Here is an 18458-nt window from a genome sequence, read left to right as displayed (position 1 = left end):
TAGAAGTTGCGGCGACGCACCCTCGAGAACCGCTCTCTGCACCGCCGGTCGAACGTCTACGCCGGGGAAACTGGCGCCGTCTTGGGCGAGGGCGAACGACCTATGCAGGAAACGAACAAAGCGCGACGATTGTGGCCGGTGACGAAAATTGAAGCATATTCAGTCGGTTGGTCGGCGGCGGGCGTCGCCGCTCCCTCCGGTCGGGCGCGACCGGGACGAGGGCGGCGGCGCGGCCCGCGTTAGCCGGCCAGCAGCCTGGCGCGCACTTCGGACGGCGTCAGCTCGAAGCGGCGCCGAAACGCACGGTTGAAGGACGAGATGTCCGAGAAGCCGGCGTCATAGGCGATCGTGGCGATGGTGGTTGAGACGAGATCGCGTTCGTGCAGCAGCCGGTATGCCAGGTCCAGCCTGCTTCCGCGCACGAAGTCGGAAAAGGTGGTGCCCTCGCTTTCGAACAGGCGCTGGATGTAGCGCGGCGTCACGCCCTGGCGCCGCGCCACGGCATCGATGTGCAGCCCCGGATCATGCAGCCGCTCAAGAATGTCCTGCTTGATAAGCTTCAGCCGCGCCGCCGCGATGCCCTTGTCCTTGCGCTTGCCGCCGCCGCGCGCAAAGCCGTCGAGCACCAGTGCGGTGAGATCGAAGATGTGGCGCGTCATCACCTCGCGCGCCCTGTCGCTTGCCGGCGGGTCGCGCCGGCGTATGGTGGCGAATATCCGTTTCAAAAGTCCGTCCCCCTTCAACCGCATCTCGGAAATGGCGGCGGTGCGTCCTCTAGGCATGGCCTCCACACCGCCTGGCTGAACGTCTACGCTGGGGAAACCGCCGCCGTCTTGGGCGGCAGCGAACGATCTATGCTGGAAACGAACAATGCCGGCAGGTAAAGGAAAGTGAAAAAACTATAGTTTAATCAGTGGGTTGGTGGGAACGCAAAGGCGTGTCCCGGCACTGTCTGTCAGCGCGTTCCGTACACCGGCGCCCGTGCCTGGAGGTCAGTTGGCTAATATCTTGGCGCGTACTTCGGACGGCGTCGCGTCGAAGCGCTGGCGAAACGCGCGGTTGAAGGACGAGATGTCCGAGAAGCCGGCGTCATAGGCGATGGCGGCGATGGTAAATCGGGCCAGATCGCGCTTGTGCAGCAGCCGGAAAGCCAGGTCCAGCCTGGTTCCGCGCAGGAAATCGGAGAAGGTGGAGCCCTCGCTTTCGAACAGGCGCTGGATGTAGCGCGGCGTCACGCCCTGGCGTTTGGCCACTGCATTGATGTGCAGGTCCGGGTCGTGCTGCCGTTCGAGAATATCCTGCTTGATCAGTTTCAGCCGTGCGGCGGCGATGCCGCTGTCGTTGCGCTCGGCGCCGCCGCGCACGAAATCGTCCAGCGCCAGCGCGCTGAGATCGAGAACGTGCCGCGAGACGATCTCCTGCGCCTTCTCGGTCGTCGGCGGGTTCTTGAGCAGCATGGAGACATAATCCGCGAACAGCCGCGACTGCTGTGTCACGCGCGGCACGATATAGGTCGGCTCCACGTCGACACGGGGAGCGAGGCGTGCCAGCACCTGCCGGTCGAGCGAGATCGCCTGCAGGCGGGCGGACTTGCCCTTCCAGAACTTGAACGGCCGGGCCTGGTTGATGAACAAAAGGTCGCCGGCCTTGATCTTGATCGGTTCGCCGCCATCCACCTCCATTTCATGGTCTTCGCTGTGCATGGTCAGCAGGTAGTTGTCGCGGCCGTCCTGCGTCAGGTCGCGCGTGCGGGCGCCGGACATCGCCGGGTAGAGCGCATGGCCGACGGTGACGCTGCCAGGCAGCGTCATGGCCTCCAGGTCCATTGCGATATTGTCCTTGTCGACGGGGTGCAGGTGCAGCCCGCCCACCTGGCGCGCCACGAAGTCATGCACGAAGGCCATCTGGCCGGCGTGCTGCATGCCTTGCGTCGACAAGCGCTGCATCGGAAAAGATCCGACGGTCATTGAAGGGGCCTCATTGCGAAGATCAACTCAAACGAGCCCGCACGGATATTGTGCCTGCGGCCAGTCATCTGCGATGCACGAAAAACAACTCCGGCCAGGGTGGATTTGTATCCACGAACCGGAGCAATGTTTATTTCTCCGCTGTTTTTGACTATAAGATAAAAATTGGACCAGTGCCATTTGGTACCGCGCCCGGGGGTCAATGGATCAGGCAAGGCTTCTTTCGTCGGTTAATCGCATCCATGCGGCCGCGCTGGCGCCGCATGAGTGGTCGCTTGCGCTGGAAGATGTGGCTGAACTGACCGGCGGAGATCATGCCGTCCTGGTTCGATTGCCGACCAGGACCGAACCGGGCCAGCTCCTGGCCAGTACCCGTCTCGACGTCGATATCCTCGCGCGCAGTCTGAGCGCCGGCGCGGAACTCGCGGCGGCGCGGCCGTCGGTTGCTAACGCGACTGCCATAGCAAGATCGGCCGATCGCGAATTCGTCAGCTTTGCCGCCGGCGCAAGTCCGGCGTCGCCGTTGCCGGCGCTGCGCGGCACGACCATGACCCGCGCGACGCTGATTTCCGACCGCGAATTCGAGCGCAGCGGCTATTACAACGAGGTGGTCAGGCCGATGCGCGGCTTCCATGCCGCACTCGCCCGGTTCGGCGCCGGGGATGAATATGCGTTGGCCATATGCCGGGGTCGGAGCGCCGCCGATTTCGGTGCGGACGAGATGTCGGGCCTGGCCGCACTCGTTCCCCATTTCGCCACCGCCTTGCAGGTCCAGCAGCGCCTCAACCACGCGCAGGACAGTGCCAGGGGGCTGGCGCACCTGCTCGACCGCATTTCTGCGGCACTGGTGATCGTCGATGGCGAGGGCTGCGTCTGTTTCGTCAACCAGCGCGCCGCGGCGATATTGGACCGGGCCGAAGGGCTCGCCCTGCAGAAAAACAGGCTGGTGGCGACCGACCCGGGCGGCAACCGCAGCCTGCAGGAGATTTTTGGCCGGCTCGGCCGGTTGGCCATTCACGACGGTTCGGCCGAAATCAGGTTGCGGCTACCGCGCGAACACAGCCGCTCGCCGCTGCTGCTGTCGGTGCTGCCGGCGGCTTCCTTCGAGACCCAGGGGCTGTCGCATCGCCGCGCCGTTGCGGCAATCTTCATCACTGAGCCGGATGCCCAGGTCGTGGTCGACCGGGCGGCGCTGGTCGATGTTTTCCGGCTGACCAGGCGCGAGGGCGACGTGGTCGTTCTTTTGGCCAGCGGGCTGGAAATTCCTGAGATCGCTGCCACCCTGGGCCTAGGCATCGGAGCGGTGCGGAATTACCTGAAGGCCGCCTACGAAAAGACCCGCACACACAGCAAGGCCGCGCTCGTGGCATTGGCTCGCGGCTTTGTCGCACCGACCGCCTGAGACGACAGTGATAGGGCTCCTGAGGCTGCGCCCTCGCTCATTCCCTATTCAGTCCAGCAGCGGCGCGACAAGCCAGGGCCAGCATGCCTTGCGTTTTCTGGTGAACGCCCCGGCATGGCCGATCGAAGCGAGCGCCAGCTGGATGGGCCGCAACAAGGTCAGGCCAGCCTTCGCCGCCGGATAATAGCTTGCCAGTTTTCCGGCGATCGCCGGGGACACCAATGGATCGTCCTCAACGGCGACCATGGCCAGTTTGAACTTTGCTCGATCGAGGCCGGGGACGGGATATTCCGTGCCCCAGAACGCACGGTGATAATCGCGTTGCCGGCAAAGATGGCGCCATTCCCAATAGACGCCGCCCGGAATGTCGGCCCCGAAACCCAGGCGACGCCCTGGCAGATAGCCGAAGAGCGTTACCGCGAGCGGACCAAGCAGCCACCAGAACGCCAGGATGCGCGCGAACGACGATTGCGGGTGGTCGCGCCAATGGGTCGGCCCGGAGGCGACGGCCACGACACGGTCGACCTTGGCGATATCGTCATGGAAGGCCAGCCACTGGCCGCCGAGCGAATGGCCGATGACGCGCAGCGGCACCGACGGGAAACGACCGGCGAGGTAGGTCAGCGCGCCGGATTGATCGTCGATCGCCCAATGGCTGAGACATGTCGCCGAGCGGGAAAGGCTGCCGCTGCCCGAACGGCCGAAGTCGCGATAATCATAGGTCAGCACGGCCACGTCATGGGTCCGCGCAAGCCAAAGCGCGAAATCCGCGTAGAAACTCGCCGGAAAGCCGATGCCGCCATGCAGCACCACCGCGAAACGCGGCTCGGTGCCGGGCAGATGCAGGCGTCCTGCCAGGGCGCGGCCATCCTTGGCCTGGAAGCTGATCTCCTCCAATTGCCATTTCTGAAAATGGCTGGTGGCGACGCGTCGCACGCCCAACACTTCGGTCTGCTCCAAACATGCCCCCGTTCGCTTTGAAACGATGGCGACTGTCCTCGCTGCGTCGTCTCCCCATCGCTTCGCTCCCTGTCTAGGAGGCGAAGTTCGGTTTCGTCTTGGGCGGTAGCGAACGACCTATGCGCAGAGCGAACTCGCACGGGCGAATTTTCTCTTTCAAAGGCAGGGCGGAACTGGCGTTGCGGGGTCGTTACCGTTTGCCCCGCATCAATATGTGCCTAAATTCGTAAGCGGCGGCCTTCGCACTTCGCGAGATCGAGCGAATCTCTTAGTTTCGCTGCATGCGTACCTTGTTCAAACGCAGGCTGCCTTCAGCAAAGTTGCGACCGCTGCTGCCACGCTCCGCCATGTTGGCTGCAACTGGCGGGATGGTTGCGCTGCTATTGGCCGGCTGTGCCCAGCCACAGATCGCGTCGTCGACGGACACGCAGATGATGTCGGCGGAAAAGGCGTTTGCCTACCCGGGCCCGGGCGGACCGGCGATCACCGCCGTGCTGGAACGGCGCTATGCCAACGCCATCCAGCAGGAAATCGCGCTCGCCACCTCCGCGCACACATCCGGCCAGAACATGTTGCGCGTTCAGCTGTTCGGGCCGGTGGACACGAAAACCACGGGGCAGACCCGACTGCGCGACGGCTTCCTGCCGCCGAGCAACATAAGCACGGAGTTGCGGCAGCTTTTCCCCGGCATACGCATGGCGCGCTCGCCATATTACGTCCAGAACCGATATGGCCCGTTCGGCTACGCGGTCGGGCGATCCACGGCCGGCGATACCTGCATCTATGCCTGGCAGCGGCTGACCTCCACCGGCTCGACGCAAACCCTGATCGGCAACAAGGGGTCGGTCCAGATCAGATTGCGGCTTTGCGACCAGTCCTTGCCGGAACATCGTCTGCTGCAGACGATGTATGATTTTACGATCTCGTCCTATTTCCAGTCGAGCGGCTGGAATCCCTATGGCGATGCGAATCCGCCGGATCCGTTACTCGGCAAGTCCGGTGCGCCGATTTATCCGGCGGCGGCCGGTGGCCCGGCCGTGCCGGATGTGCGTCCCGCGCCGGTCGCCGCACCAGTAAGGTCGTCAGCGCGGGGCAGCCCTGCGAGGACCCAGCAGGCGCTGCCACAGCCGGTTGGCCCCGTCGTGCCGCCACCGCCGGTTTCGGGCGCGCCTGGGGCGGAAATCCCGCAGACGACGACAGGCAAACAGGTCGTTGTACCGTCGCCGAGGGCGGCAGTCATCGTGCCGCCGCCGCCATGCGATCCGACAACAACGAACTGCCGATAGGCAGGCTGATGGAAAGGAATCATTAACCATATCCGTGGTCATGGAGGAGACTAGGCCTCCCATTCGTCTTTGATGCTGAAGCGGGAGGTTCAGCGGAACACGGAGCGCTGCGAGGCAAGTCCAGAACGTCCCGTCGGGATGGCGGGGACGAGGTTCCAGATGGTGGAAAGACGGATTTGATGCGCAAACTGATCATAGTGCTGCAATGGGCCGTAGCCTCCGTTGCGGTGCTGGGTCTTGTGACGCTGCCGATCAGCCTTGAGACCCAGCTGGTCGCGGGATTGTCCGTTGTTCTCGCGATGATGATCCTGAAATTGGTGCGACCGGACGGCATGTGGCGGCTGATCACGCTGGCTTTCGGTACGGCTGTCGTCATGCGCTATGTCTACTGGCGCTCCACCAGCACCTTGCCGCCGATCAATCAGCCCGAAAACTTCATCCCCGGCTTCCTGCTCTACCTCGCCGAAATGTACAGCGTGCTGATGCTGGCGATCAGCCTTTTCGTGGTGGCGCAGCCGCTGCCCTCGCGACCGTCGCGGGCGAAGTTCGACGGCAGGTTGCCGACGGTCGACGTCTTCATCCCGACCTACAATGAGGAGCCGGCGCTGCTCGCCAATACGGTGGCCGCGGCGATGGGCATGGACTATCCCGCCGACCGTTTCACCGTCTGGCTGCTCGACGACGGCGGCACGCTGCAGAAGCGCAATTCCGAACGGCTGACCGAGGCGGACAACGCCGCGAGGCGGCATGTCGAACTGCAGAAGCTCGCCGCCGATCTTGGCGCCCGCTATCTGACCCGCGATCGCAACGAACACGCCAAGGCCGGCAATATGAACAACGGCCTCGACCATTCGAAGGGCGAGTTGATCGCGGTTTTCGACGCCGACCACGCACCGGCTCGCGACTTCCTCAAGGAGACGGTCGGCTATTTCGACGAGGATCCACGCCTGTTCCTGGTCCAGACGCCGCATTTCTTCCTCAATCCCGATCCGATCGAGCGCAATCTGCGCACCTTCGAGAAGATGCCTTCCGAGAACGAGATGTTCTACGGCGTCATCCAGCGCGGACTGGACAAGTGGAACGCCTCGTTCTTCTGCGGCTCGGCGGCCGTGCTTCGGCGCTCGGCGCTCTTGGAAACCGACGGCTTCAGCGGTGTTTCGATCACCGAGGATTGCGAGACTGCAGTCGAACTTCACTCAAGAGGCTGGAACAGCGTCTATGTCGACCGACCGCTGATTGCCGGGCTCCAGCCCGCCACGTTCGCATCCTTCATCGGCCAGCGCAGCCGCTGGGCGCAAGGCATGATGCAGATCCTGCGGTTCCGGTTCCCGCCGCTCAAGCGTGGTCTGACGTTCCCGCAGCGCCTCTGCTACATGTCGTCGACGCTGTTCTGGCTGTTTCCCTTCGCGCGGTCGATCTTCCTGTTCGCCCCGCTCTTCTATCTGTTCTTCGACCTGCAGATATTCACGGCCTCGGGCGGCGAGTTCATGGCCTACACGCTCGCCTACATGATCGTGAACCTGATGATGCAGAACTACCTCTACGGGGCGTTCCGCTGGCCGTGGATTTCGGAACTCTACGAATATGTTCAGACTATCCACCTGCTTCCGGCGGTGGTTTCGGTGATCGCCAATCCGCGCAAGCCCACCTTCAAGGTCACGGCCAAGGACGAATCCATCGCCACGAGCCGGCTTTCCGAAATCGGCAGGCCGTTCTTCGTCATCTTTGGCGTTCTGCTGCTCGGCGTCGCCATGACCATCTACAAGGTCTATGCCGAGCCCTACAAAGCCGACGTCACCCTGGTCGTCGGCGGCTGGAACCTGCTCAATCTGATCATGGCGGGATGCGCGCTGGGCGTGGTCTCCGAGCGCGGTGAGCGCGCCGCGACACGACGCGTGAAGGTGAGCCGCCGCTGCGACTTCAACCTCAATGGACGGTGGCTGAAGGGAACGATCGAAAACGTCTCCGCCAACGGGGCCAGGGTCGTGGTCTCGGGCGCCGAACTGGAGGAGATCGCGCAGGGTGCCGAAGCGGCCTTGCGTTTCCGCACCTTTGCGACCGACACCGACGGCGTCCTGCCTGTCGCCATCCGCAATTTCGAACGCACCGCCGACGGCATCGCCATCGGCTGCCGCTATCGCCCGCAAGAGGCGGCGCATCACAAGCTGGTCGCGGATCTGATCTTCGCCAATTCCAAGCAGTGGGAGGAATTCCAACTGTCGCGCCGGGGCAATCCCGGCCTGTTGCGCGGCACCTTCTGGTTCCTGCGGCTGGCGCTCTACCAGACCTATCGCGGCGTCGTTTATCTCCTGCGCGATATTCGCGGCCGATCGGAGCATGACACGCCCGTCGCCAAGGCCGCGGAGCGGCGGCCATGAGAGCACGGCTCTACGCTGGCCTCGCAGTGCTGTTGTCGACAGTGGCCGCAGGCGCGCAATCGATACCCTTCGACATGACGCCCGAGCTCGGCCGTCCGGCGGCCAGTGGCCAACCCCAGACACAGCCGTCGCAGGGCACCAACCCGCAACCGCTTCCCACCGTTGCCGACAGGCAGCGGCGCTACCTTCTGCCGTTTCCTGAATTCGTACTGTCGGGTGAGACGGCGCGCCGCTCTTGGGCCATCTACCTCACCCAGCAGGAGGCTGCCTCGCCGGCAGGGCTTCGCATCGGCTACCAGAACGCGGTTGTCGTGGCGCCCGAGATTTCGCATCTGGTACTGTCGATCAATGGCAACAAGCTGGTCGATACACAGATCAAATCGTCCAATGGCACGGCCGAGCTTGGCGTCGACATCCCCGCCAACCTGCTTCACCAGGGCCTGAACGAGATCGTCGTCGAAGCGCAGCAGCGCCACCGCACCGACTGCACGGTCGCATCCACCTATGAATTGTGGACACGATTTGATCCGGCCAAGACCTTTCTGACCTTTCAGGACCAGGCTGCCGGCCGCTGGAAAAGCGTCGAGGACATCCGCGCCGTCGGGGTCGACGAAAAAGGCGGGACCAGTTTTCTGTTGGTGGCGCCGTCAATGACACAAACCCCGGCCACGGTTCCCGTCGTCCGGTTGGCCGAAGTGCTGGCCACATTGTCCAACATGCCGAACCAGACCTTCGCACTGCGCGAGAAGCCCGATGCGCCAGCGCGCGCCGGCCAGGCAGTGGCGGTCGTTGGCCCGGCAGCCGACATCCAGCAATACCTGCCGGCATTGCCGCCAGGCGCGACGACCGCTCCGGTCTCGGCGATGGTCGACGATCCCAATGGCGGCCCGTCCACCCTCGTGGTCACCGGGCCCAACTGGCAGGCTGTCGGCTCGGCGGTCGAGGACATCGCCAAGGTTCTGGACCGGCCTGCGACCAGCCAGCGAACGAGCCTCGCCACGCAGACATGGCACATGCCAGACGTACCGCTTTTTTTCGAGGCCGGGCTCAAGACATTTTCCGAACTGGGCGTCGCCACGCAGGAGTTCAGCGGCCGCCGGTTCAGGACGGATTTCATGATCGGCATGCCGGCTGATTTCTACGCCGATTCCTACGGCCATGTGACGCTGCTGCTCGATGCTGCCTATTCGCAGGACGTGCTTCCCGGCAGCCACATTGATGTCTATGTGAACGGCAACATCGCCGCCACCATGCCGATCACCTCGACGGGCGGCGAGATCCTGCGGCACCTGCCGATCAATGTGACGATGCGCCATTTCCGGCCGGGCGACAATTCGATTGCGATCGAGGCGGTGCTGCAGACAAAGTCGGATGCTGTGTGCGCGCCCGGTGCCACCGGCTCCGGCAGCAGCCGTTTCGTGCTGTTCGACAGTTCCGAGCTGGTGGTGCCGGCCTTTGCCCGCATCGGCCGGACGCCTAATCTCAGCGCCGTCAGCGGCAACGGATTTCCCTATGGCAGGGCAGGCGAGCCGGTACCGCTCATCGTCGACAACAGCGAGCCCAAGGCCTTGTCGGCCGCCGCCTCCCTGCTTGCCAGAATGTCGGTGGCCGCCGGCCGGCCGATACCCGTCAAGGCGGCAACGGCAAGCGGAGCGACCACGGATCGCGATGCGATCTTTGTCGGTGCGGTCTCGCAAATCCCAGCGACGGTGCTTGCTCAATTGGGCATCGCCGGTGATGTGGCGCTGACCTGGGGCGAAGCCACGAGCCCGGCCGGCACCAACACCGATGCCACCTTCGACGAATGGCGCCAGAGGCTGCGCGGCAGCGGATGGCGCGGTCAGGTCAGCATGTTCGAGGATTGGCTGAACCGGACGTTCAATTTTTCCTTCAGTTCGTTGCGGCTGATCCCACGCTCTGACCGGCCGTTCTCGCCTCCGGGCGGCACCAGCTTGCTGCTTGCCCAGCAGGCCAGCCCGGACGGCTTCGGCACCTGGACCGTTGCCACCGCGCCGAACGCCGACTTGTTGCAGGAGGGCGTCGACGCGCTGGCTCAGCAAACACAGTGGCGGCAGCTCAGCGGCCGTATCGCCGCATTGGATGTCTTGAGCCACAAGGTGACGACCGAGCCAGTGGTCAGGTTCGGGTTCGTGCAGACGCAGCCATTCTCCATTTCGAATTACCGGCTGATCGTGGCGAACTGGCTGTCGGCCAATGCGCTTGCCTATTCGGTGGCGCTTGCTGTGCTGTCCATCCTGCTTGGCCTCGCCACCGCAGGTCTGCTCGCTTCCCTGGGCAGGCGACCATGAGGGCGCGCATCCTCATTCCCGCTGGCCTGGTTGTGCTTGGCGCCCTCGCGGTCGCTAATGCGGACCGGCTTGAGCAGTTCGTGCGCGGCGGTACAGGCATGGGCGCACAGAACCTGGCCGGCGGCGACATGACGGCAACGATCGCCGACGTGCATACGATTTTGGCGCAGGCTGATGGCGGCACCGCCACGCCCCTGTCGGCCCGCCCGACCGCCCAGCCGAAGGTCGACGAGACGGCGCTTCGCTACTTTGCCGCCAGGGGCGACACCAAGCGCCTGGAAGCCGAGATCGCCAGGCTGAAGGCGCTTTACCCCAATTGGGTGCCGCCGCAGAACCCGCTCGCGGCAGCACCCGTCGGCGATCCCCAGCTCGATGCGATGTGGAAGCTTTATTCCGACGGCAAGCTCGCCGAACTCGAAAAAGCCATCGCCGCGCGGCAGCTGGCCGAGCCCGGCTGGACGCCGCCGCCTGATCTCGTCGATCGGCTGAAACTCGCCGAGGCGCGAGAACAGCTCGTCAAGGCCGCTGACCTGAAGAACTATGACGAGGTGGTGCGGCTCGGCGCCGCTAATACAGGCCTTTTGACCTGCGGCGACGTCGATGTTTTGTGGCGGGTGGCGGAGGCCTTCGCCCGCACCGACCGCAAGGATCGCGCCACCGACGCCTATCTCTATGTGCTGAGAAATTGCGACAAGCCCGAGGAGCGGCTGGGTAGCGTGCAGAAGGCTTTGCCGCTGCTGCCGCGCTCGGACATTGCCCTGCTGCTTGCGCTGGAGCGCAAGGCGCCCGACGGCAAGGGCGAGTTCGAACCGGTGCGCGCCGACATCGCCCGCCAAAGCCTGGCCGATGCCGGCAAGGATCCGAAACTCACCGTCCTGCCGGAAGACCTGGCCCTCGTCGAAAAGCTGGCGAACGACCAGAACCTGGTCTCCGACAACCTTCTGCTTGGCTGGTACCATTTGCGCCGCGACAATCCGCAGGGCGCCGAAACCTGGTTCCGCAGGGCCTATCTGAAGGAAAGCTCCGCCGAGACCGCACAAGGCCTGGCGCTCAGCCTGGTCGACACCAACCGCGCCGCCGAGGCCGAAACGGTCCTGTTCCAGTGGCGCGACAGCAGCGACGACACGAAAAAAGTCTATCTGGCCGCCGTCGCCAATCTGCTTGCCGCCAATCCACCGCCGCAGCCGACGCCGGAAGTGCTGGACCGCATGTCGCGCGCTGTGGTGGCCGCGAAGGATCCCGTGTCGGCGCAGCAGTTCGGCTGGTATGCCGACGCTTTGAACCAGTTCCAGACAGCGGGCCAATGGTTTGCGCTGGCACTCGGCTGGAAACCCGACGACGAGCCCAATGCCTATGGGCTTGCCCTGATGCGCTGGAAGCTCGGCGACAAGGCCGGCGTGCGCGAGATGCAAAGGGCCTGGGCCGGCCGTTCGGAACGGATCGCCCGGGTGGGCGAACCCGAGGCGAAACCGCGCAACGGCACGCCAACGGCACCTCTGCCGCCCCTGGCGCCAACCCAGCCCCGGGTCGAGCCGCAGGCGAGGGCGCCGGTCGCCGTATCGCCGACGCAGGAGGCCGCGCCCGAACGCCGGGCTCGGCCGCGTCGTGCTGCGGCGCAGCCGCGCAATTGCCAGGCAACGCAGGACCCCACCGGCATGGCGCCCGAACAGGCCCTGTCGCGCGGCTGGTGCCTGATGGAGATCAACCGGCCGCTCGAGGCCGCCGCCGCCTTCGAGGTCGCCCTGCGCGGCAGCGGCCGCACCCGCAGCGACGCGGCCTATGGTCAAAGCCTGGCCTATCTGCGCGCCGGCCTTGCCGACCGGGCGGCGGTGGCATCGACGAAAGCCCCGCTGAGCGGCGGCCGCGCCACCGAAATCCGCACCGCGCTTCTGGAACAGCAGGCGCTCGCCGCCTTCGAGCACGGCCGCTATCGCGAGACCCTGATGACGCTGGAGGAACGGGCCCGCATCGCGCCCGAGCGCATCAACCTGATGATCCTGCGCGGCTATGCCTATCTCAAGCTGCGCCGCTTCTCCGATGCCGAGCAGGTTTTTCGTGCCGCCGCCGCCACCGGCGACCGCGACGCCTTGAAGGCGCTCGGCGATCTCGCTCGCGCCCGCAATCCGAATTAGCAACCGGGAGGCGGCTCCGATTTCCTGGCGAGAGCCGTGCGACGCCTAGCAGATATTGCCGCGCTGGACCAACGATCGCCGCCAAGAAGATTGGCGGCCACGGTATTGGCGACCTATGTCATCAAGGGACGATCGCCTATCCTCGTGCCAACCGCGCCTCTGGAGCCCAATATGACCGACACCCCGCAATACACGCCGCCGAAAGTCTGGACCTGGGACAAGGCCAATGGCGGCGCCTTCGCTTCCATAAACCGGCCGATCGCCGGCGCCACTCACGACAAGGACCTGCCGGTCGGCAAGCACCCGCTGCAGCTTTATTCGCTGGGCACGCCTAACGGCCAGAAGGTCACCATCATGCTGGAGGAGTTGCTGGCGCTCGGCCACAAGGGCGCCGAATACGACGCCTGGCTGATCCGCATCAACGAGGGCGACCAGTTCGGCTCCGGCTTCGTCGACGTCAATCCGAACTCCAAGATCCCGGCGCTGATGGACCGGAGCGGCGACAAGCCGGTGCGTGTGTTCGAATCCGGCGCGATCCTGATGTATCTGGCCGAAAAATTCGGCGCCTTCCTGCCCACAGCACAGCCGGCGCGCGCCGAAGCTCTGTCCTGGCTGTTCTGGCAGATGGGCTCGACGCCGTTCCTCGGCGGCGGCTTCGGCCATTTCTATGCCTATGCGCCGGAAAAGATCGAATACGCCATCGATCGCTACGCGATGGAGACCAAGCGCCAGCTCGACGTGCTCGACCGCAGGCTGGCCGAGAGCGACTATGTCGCCGGTTCCGAATACACCATCGCCGACATGGCGATCTGGCCCTGGTATGGCGGCATGGTGAAGGGCTGGAACTACGGTGCGGCCGAGTTCCTGTCGGTGCACGAATACAAAAACGTGCTGCGCTGGGCCGACCAGATTTATGCTCGGGCCGCGGTCAAGCGCGGGCGCATGGTCAACCGCGTCTCGGGCGATCCGGCCGGCCAGCTGCGCGAACGCCACGATGCCAGCGATTTCGAGACGAGGACGCAGGACAAGCTGGAGACCGTCGGGTAGGGGCTTGCCGCCCTTTAGCCTGTTACTGGCTGTCAGAGGGATGTGACGAGGCGGCATCTCCCACGCGTTCGTCATTCCGGGCCAGCGAGGCGAAGCCGAGCGCCGACCCGGAACCCATTGAGCAGCACGGCCGGGTCCTGAGTTCGCACGGACAGCTGTGAAATATGCGGCGTCGGTTCGGCTGCTGGGCGGTCCAGGACGAGGACCGAGCCGTGCCCGACGACGGGCGGCCAATGGGTTCCGGCTCTCGCTGCGCTCGGCCGGAATGACGGCGGTGGCGCAGTCGCGTCGACGCGATGACGCGTTGATACACTTCTTCATCGCCACGCTGCGGAAATCCGCCCTGGCCATTGTCAAGAAATGCTCCCTTGCGGGAGGTGGGAAGCGGGGCGCCGGGTCGGTGCCTCTTAGCAAACAGTACGTGGCGCCTTCCGGGCGCCCCGCCAGTGTTCTTGCCCCGGACCGACCTCGCCGTCATTCGCGACGGCAGACTTCGGGCCTCAAAGCCGCCATTCGCGGCGGCCGGGTTTTTCCAGGGCCCGGACTTAGGGCTCGTCACCAGACAGCGCCACCGTAGCGCTGCCAGTCCGGCACCGGCGCCCTCCCTGATACCCGGTGCGCACCAGGTTCCCGTGAGGGCGACGGGCCGATTGTGGCGTGTGTCGCGAGGGCGTGGATAAATCCGCGAACGATTTTTCGCGTGGTTTGCGGCAAGGGATTGAACGGACAAGGTTCTTTCTTTCGACCTACGCCTTCCTCCACGCATCCAATCCACATCCTGCACCGCGCGGGCGCGTCAGCGTTCCGGCATGGATTCCCGACACGCTCCGCTCGTTCCTCGCTCACGCGGTCGGGAATGACGAATGTCCTTGAGCGCTTTCGTCAATCGCCAACGGTTTTGAGAGTAGTTGTCGTTCGCGTCGGTTTCGATGACCGCCGTTGTTCACACCAACGGTTTTAGGGATCGCTGTCGTTCGCAGCGCCCCTGATGCAAAGCCGGGCACGGACAATTGGCGAGACCATCCACGCCTCTCGTCATTCCCAACCGCGTGAAGGAGCGAAGCGACTGGAGCGTGTCGGGAATCCATGCCGGAACGTTGACGGTGTCGCCCACGGTTCGGAGCCAAATGTCAGCTGCCGCCCAGAACGATCGGACATGAAGAACCTGTCGACTGGCGTCACGCCAGAGCCTAACCAACTCTTGGGAACCGGCCTCGCCGGGCTTTTCCGCTTCCGCCCCGATTGGCCGTCTCGGCTCACCCGCCCATTATTTGCGGGTTTCCACGCAGCGGTTCATTTTGTGGGGATCGCCGGAGGTGTCGCATTTATAGCCGCATTCGTAGTCGCCGCTGCCGTTTAGCTTAAGCGTGTTCATGCGTTCGATCGCTGCTTCCTTGCAGTATTCGGCGGTCTTGAAGCGCGGCGTGACGTCGAATTTCGTGCGGTCGGCGCGGTTTGGATAGACGATCGCCGACCATTCGCCCGGGCGGTCGTCGCAACCGGCCAGCAATAGAAGCATGACGATGAGCGGAGCCCGCATGATCTGGTGCCCGACTGTGCTTCACCCGGGTATTGCCCCCAGGGTTGCCGGCAGTTTAGCGCGTAAGGATCGGCTTGCACAGAACCGGCGATACGTGGCCGGCTACAGACGCCCGGCGTCCGCAAATGATCGCTGGACCGGGTCCCGCGACGGTCAGCGTTGGGCGGGGCCGCCGCCGGTCCGTGCCGTTTCCTTCTTCTGCTGCAAAATTTCCAGTCTTGTTTTCAGGGCGGCCACTTCTTCGGCCAGCCGGGCGGCCTGGGCCTTGTTGGTGGTGGCCTGGATTTCGGCTTCCTTTGCCGCAATCTGCCGCCTGAGCGCGGCTTCGGTCTGTTGCCCCGACGGCGATGCCGAGAGCGGCGGGCGGGGAGGGGTGGAGGAGATCGAGGAGACCATGGACGAGAACCCGATGACAAGGATGGCGGGTATCGTAGCCTGCCAAAGCCGGGAAACGGCTGAAGGATGGTCAACGCCCGGCGGAGGAGGGGCCGGGCGGCCAGGCGTAAGCGAGTGTGTCGCTAAGGTCGCTGCGTCGAAGTCATTCGCAGGGTTTTCCTGTGAAAATGCCCCACGAGGCTAATGCGCGCAGCAGCCGTTGTTAGCTCTGGTCGGGTGTGCGATGGTCACAGCAAGAGGGTATTCTATGTCTCATCGCTGTTTGAAACGGAAAGCTGGTCTGGCGGCAGTTGTGCTTGCCTTGGCTGCAATCGCCAGCGTTGCGAGCGCTGATGAGATTCCAAGGTTTTGGCGGAAGTCGATGGTCAATGATCCCGCACTAAACTACCCGCTGAAAAAATACACTGCCGACCTGAAAGACGCGCCATCAACGGCCTTTCGGAATTCGCTGCTGGCGCGCATGGAAGGTGCGTGGTGCAAAGGATCAACCTTCAACAAAAAGCTATTGAAAGAATATTTGTCGAATTGGTCAAATATTACTGTCAATGAAGGTAATTCTGCTGCGTTTGAAGCTGAATCTTCGTTGCGTCAGTTTTCATACTTTGATCTTGCCCACCTTTGTTCTGCGATAGAATACCAATTCGGACCAAAAGGAAAACTCATACCGGGTGCTGTGACGTTGGGAGTGGGAGTTCCGAAAACAGAGTACTCACAACAGAATTCTTACATTCGCGTGCCCAGTGTTTTCAAACAGTAGGCGGTTCTGTAGCCTATATCCGCCCTCGCTTTGACTTCTTCGCCTAGGCCTTGAACGTCTGCTCGGTGAAGTGTCGCGAAAGCCGCTCCAGCTCCGGGCCGAGCACCCTGTCTTCATCAACCGGCGGCACGATGGAGCGCACTTCGTCGATGAACGGGGCGAGCCGGGGCGGGGCGTTGCGCCGGGTGGCGTGGAAGGCCTGCGAGGCGATGACGGAGAATGCAGCCATGCAGGCATCGAGGCAGCGGCCGGCTTTTTCCTCCTTCGCCCAGGCGATGAAGGCCGTGGTCGCAACGTCGTCCTGACCCGAGCCCGCCGATTCCGTGCCGGGGATGAAGGTGGTCTGGGCCGCGAGCTTCGCCTGTTCGAGATAGCCTGTCGAGGCCATCGGCACATAGCCGAGCGCGCCATGCCCGTCGCTGTCGCTCGGGTGCCGGTCGACCATCAGGAGATTGGGCAAATGGGAGACGGCGCCGTTGAGCAGCTTCGATCCATGGCGGTCGCACAGCAGGCAAAGATCAGCCCAGATCGCCGCAAGATCGTCCATGGCGGGCGCCGCCATGGCATTGTGGTAGCCGCCGGTGCTGATGCAGCGGCCGTAGGGATGTGTCTCGTCGGGCGGAATGAAGAGCGGATTGTCGGAGGCCGAGCGCAGCGAGATCGTCGCGGCGCGCTCGGCAGTCGCCAAGGCGCGGTAGGCTTGGCCGAGCACACGGGGCACAATGCGGAAGGAGACCGGCGCCTGGTAGTTGCGCCGGTCGCCGGTGCCGCCTTCCAGCAGATGGCGCAGGCCGCTCAGCGCCGCCGCCTCATGCTCGTCGCCCCACAGCGTTTCAAGGGCGGCGTCATAATGTTCGAGCGGCGCCCGGAACGCCTCGATGGAGAGCGCGAAAACCTGTTCGGCGCGCCGCAGGCGTCGCCGGGCGGCAAGTGCCGCGTCGGCGACGAGCGCGGCCGCGCAGGGCGAGCCGTTGATCAGCGATCCGCGTTCCTTGACTTCGAGGTCGAGGCTTCCGGTGAGTGCTGCGAACAGGGGGTAGAGCGCGAGGATTTCGCCGGCCCCGCCCTGGCCGGACGAGGCAACGCTGGGCATCGGCCGGCCGTCGAGCATTTCGGCGACGGCAAGCGCGATGCGCGGCGTGGTGGCCGCGTGGCCCTCGACGAAATTCGCCAGCCGCGCCAACACCATCGCCCGCACGACGCGTTCGGGGAAGGGATCGCCGAAGGATGTCGCGGCGGCGAAGGCTTTTATGCGGGCATGGCGCTCGCGTTCCTCGATCGAAAGCCGCGTGTGGGCCAACTCGCCCATTGCGGTGGTCACGCCATAGATGACGAGCGACGGGTCGGTGTCGATGAGGCTGAGGAAAGCGGCGCGGCAGCGGGCGATCTCGGCAAGGGCCGCCGCGCTCAACGTCACCGGCTCGTTCTGCCAGGCGACACGTTGCACGGTGTCGAGATTGATATCGTTCCTGGAGGTGATGGTGACCGTCATCGCTGCTTCCCCGCTGTGCTTGACCCAGTGATGGAAGAAGTGCGGTGGGCGCGGCGTCAAGGGTGCCGAGCGGGGTTTAGGGATGTGCCAAGGGCTGGTTCGGCGATGCTGCGTTCGCCAAGATCGGAGTTGTGTCCTTAGGCGCGGCACCGGGAATGGCTTGTCCGCGCGGCCACTTCGTCATCCTAGGGCTTGCGCTTCGCCATGCTCGGCTCCACCCTAGGATGACGAAAGCACGGCTTTCGCGTCTTACGCTAACAGTGACGACAATGACGCCAGCAGCATCTTCTCCGCTGTGGGAGAAGATGCTGCTGAATGCGACGGATGGGGAATGTTGGGAGGGTTAAGACGTTCGCTTTTCCCGCCGGTCTTCGGTGCTAGGGCGATCCAATTCGTCTCGAATTCGGTCAATCCGCCGTTCAATATCGTTAGCCAGGAGCGCTGCAAGCTGCCGAGCACTCGTGACGTCTTGAAGCACAAATAGTTCTCCCGTTCTGAGCGAGAGTATACCCAGAGTATGCGAGGCACCTTCACGGCCAAACAAACCCATTGTGCCAATGGCTTCTCGTAGGTTTAAAGGAGGCTTGGCTGTGTTCCAGATATGCACGTGCACAACTTTGCCATCATGTTCCATCTCGAAGTCTGGTGAGAAGCGCACGGTAAAGTACCCTAATGGGCTTTGGGCCGTTTGGTCGGTGTTCCGCAACTCTCTAACGCCAATGCCACCCAAGCATTTAGGTAGATACTCGGTAGCTGCGGTTGCAGCTTTCCGTTCAGGAAGTCGTTGAATTC

At 63.9% G+C, this 18458-nt stretch carries 13 protein-coding genes; 7 read left to right on the top strand and 6 right to left on the bottom strand.

Going from position 1 to position 18458, the window contains the following annotated elements:
* Window positions 1-239: 239 nt before the first annotated feature.
* Together FZF13_RS26090 and FZF13_RS26085 are read right to left on the bottom strand one after the other, a co-directional pair.
* A complete protein-coding gene (locus FZF13_RS26090; protein WP_081769993.1) occupies window positions 240-782 on the bottom strand; it encodes a helix-turn-helix transcriptional regulator in 543 nt (180 codons plus the stop codon).
* A gap of 210 nt (window positions 783-992) precedes the next feature.
* Window positions 993-1946, bottom strand: coding sequence for an AraC family transcriptional regulator (locus tag FZF13_RS26085; protein ID WP_036253957.1), 954 nt, complete (start codon window positions 1944-1946; stop codon window positions 993-995).
* A gap of 223 nt (window positions 1947-2169) precedes the next feature.
* Here FZF13_RS26085 and FZF13_RS26080 point away from each other — a divergent pair, with 223 nt between their 5' ends.
* On the top strand, window positions 2170-3369 hold the full coding sequence (locus tag FZF13_RS26080) for a helix-turn-helix domain-containing protein (protein WP_024923721.1): 1200 nt from the start codon (window positions 2170-2172) through the stop codon (window positions 3367-3369).
* A 48-nt stretch (window positions 3370-3417) separates the two neighbouring features.
* Here FZF13_RS26080 and FZF13_RS26075 read toward each other — a convergent pair whose 3' ends face one another.
* The gene (locus FZF13_RS26075; RefSeq protein WP_024923720.1) at window positions 3418-4329 is read right to left on the bottom strand and encodes an alpha/beta hydrolase family protein; all 912 of its coding nucleotides are present in this window, start codon (window positions 4327-4329) and stop codon (window positions 3418-3420) included.
* A gap of 431 nt (window positions 4330-4760) precedes the next feature.
* Here FZF13_RS26075 and bcsN point away from each other — a divergent pair, with 431 nt between their 5' ends.
* The 5 genes from bcsN (at window position 4761) to yghU (ending at window position 13481) form a co-directional block, all read left to right on the top strand.
* The gene (gene bcsN / locus FZF13_RS26070) at window positions 4761-5615 is read left to right on the top strand and encodes a cellulose biosynthesis protein BcsN (protein ID WP_161773074.1); all 855 of its coding nucleotides are present in this window, start codon (window positions 4761-4763) and stop codon (window positions 5613-5615) included.
* A gap of 179 nt (window positions 5616-5794) precedes the next feature.
* Window positions 5795-7993 carry a UDP-forming cellulose synthase catalytic subunit gene (gene bcsA, locus FZF13_RS26065; RefSeq protein ID WP_150978961.1) on the top strand — a complete coding sequence of 733 codons (2199 nt, stop codon included), beginning with the start codon at window positions 5795-5797 and terminating at the stop codon, window positions 7991-7993.
* Window positions 7990-10302: a cellulose biosynthesis cyclic di-GMP-binding regulatory protein BcsB gene (locus FZF13_RS26060; RefSeq protein ID WP_024923717.1), complete on the top strand. Its 2313-nt coding sequence runs from the start codon at window positions 7990-7992 to the stop codon at window positions 10300-10302. The genes bcsA and FZF13_RS26060 overlap by 4 nt, the downstream gene beginning before the upstream one ends.
* On the top strand, window positions 10299-12434 hold the full coding sequence (locus FZF13_RS26055; protein ID WP_065998101.1) for a tetratricopeptide repeat protein: 2136 nt from the start codon (window positions 10299-10301) through the stop codon (window positions 12432-12434). Before FZF13_RS26060 ends, FZF13_RS26055 begins: the two co-directional genes overlap by 4 nt.
* A 171-nt stretch (window positions 12435-12605) precedes the next feature.
* On the top strand, window positions 12606-13481 hold the full coding sequence (gene yghU, locus FZF13_RS26050; RefSeq protein ID WP_024923716.1) for a glutathione-dependent disulfide-bond oxidoreductase: 876 nt from the start codon (window positions 12606-12608) through the stop codon (window positions 13479-13481).
* Window positions 13482-14748: 1267 nt separating this feature from the next.
* Here yghU and FZF13_RS26045 read toward each other — a convergent pair.
* Window positions 14749-15021, bottom strand: a complete 273-nt coding sequence (locus FZF13_RS26045; RefSeq protein ID WP_024926621.1) for a hypothetical protein — start codon at window positions 15019-15021, stop codon at window positions 14749-14751.
* A gap of 153 nt (window positions 15022-15174) precedes the next feature.
* Complete coding sequence (locus FZF13_RS26040) at window positions 15175-15417, bottom strand: hypothetical protein (protein WP_024926620.1); 243 nt, start codon at window positions 15415-15417, stop codon at window positions 15175-15177.
* Between the two features lie 223 nt (window positions 15418-15640).
* Here FZF13_RS26040 and FZF13_RS26035 point away from each other — a divergent pair, with 223 nt between their 5' ends.
* Window positions 15641-16174 (top strand): hypothetical protein, encoded by a 534-nt coding sequence (locus FZF13_RS26035; RefSeq protein WP_161782567.1) that lies wholly within the window; start codon window positions 15641-15643, stop codon window positions 16172-16174.
* Between the two features lie 43 nt (window positions 16175-16217).
* Here FZF13_RS26035 and FZF13_RS26030 read toward each other — a convergent pair whose 3' ends face one another.
* The gene (locus FZF13_RS26030; RefSeq protein WP_024926619.1) at window positions 16218-17666 is read right to left on the bottom strand and encodes an aromatic amino acid lyase; all 1449 of its coding nucleotides are present in this window, start codon (window positions 17664-17666) and stop codon (window positions 16218-16220) included.
* Window positions 17667-18458 lie beyond the last annotated feature (792 nt).

Source organism: Mesorhizobium terrae (assembly GCF_008727715.1).
GTDB classification, from domain to species: domain Bacteria; phylum Pseudomonadota; class Alphaproteobacteria; order Rhizobiales; family Rhizobiaceae; genus Mesorhizobium; species Mesorhizobium terrae.
This window is presented reverse-complemented; position numbering and strand designations above follow the sequence as displayed.

Excerpts from the sequence above, each read along its gene's own strand:
- FZF13_RS26090 (WP_081769993.1), bottom strand. The coding sequence starts at position 782 with ATGCCTAGAGGACGCACCGCCGCCATTTCCGAGATGCGGTTGAAGGGG.
- FZF13_RS26085 (WP_036253957.1), bottom strand. The coding sequence starts at position 1,946 with ATGCAGCGCTTGTCGACGCAAGGCATGCAGCACGCCGGCCAGATGGCC.
- FZF13_RS26080 (WP_024923721.1), top strand. The coding sequence starts at position 2,170 with ATGGATCAGGCAAGGCTTCTTTCGTCGGTTAATCGCATCCATGCGGCC.
- bcsN (WP_161773074.1), top strand. The coding sequence starts at position 4,761 with ATGATGTCGGCGGAAAAGGCGTTTGCCTACCCGGGCCCGGGCGGACCG.
- bcsA (WP_150978961.1), top strand. The coding sequence starts at position 5,795 with ATGCGCAAACTGATCATAGTGCTGCAATGGGCCGTAGCCTCCGTTGCG.
- FZF13_RS26060 (WP_024923717.1), top strand. The coding sequence starts at position 7,990 with ATGAGAGCACGGCTCTACGCTGGCCTCGCAGTGCTGTTGTCGACAGTG.
- FZF13_RS26055 (WP_065998101.1), top strand. The coding sequence starts at position 10,299 with ATGAGGGCGCGCATCCTCATTCCCGCTGGCCTGGTTGTGCTTGGCGCC.
- yghU (WP_024923716.1), top strand. The coding sequence starts at position 12,606 with ATGACCGACACCCCGCAATACACGCCGCCGAAAGTCTGGACCTGGGAC.
- FZF13_RS26045 (WP_024926621.1), bottom strand. The coding sequence starts at position 15,021 with ATGCGGGCTCCGCTCATCGTCATGCTTCTATTGCTGGCCGGTTGCGAC.
- FZF13_RS26040 (WP_024926620.1), bottom strand. The coding sequence starts at position 15,417 with ATGGTCTCCTCGATCTCCTCCACCCCTCCCCGCCCGCCGCTCTCGGCA.
- FZF13_RS26035 (WP_161782567.1), top strand. The coding sequence starts at position 15,641 with ATGGTCACAGCAAGAGGGTATTCTATGTCTCATCGCTGTTTGAAACGG.
- FZF13_RS26030 (WP_024926619.1), bottom strand. The coding sequence starts at position 17,666 with ATGACGGTCACCATCACCTCCAGGAACGATATCAATCTCGACACCGTG.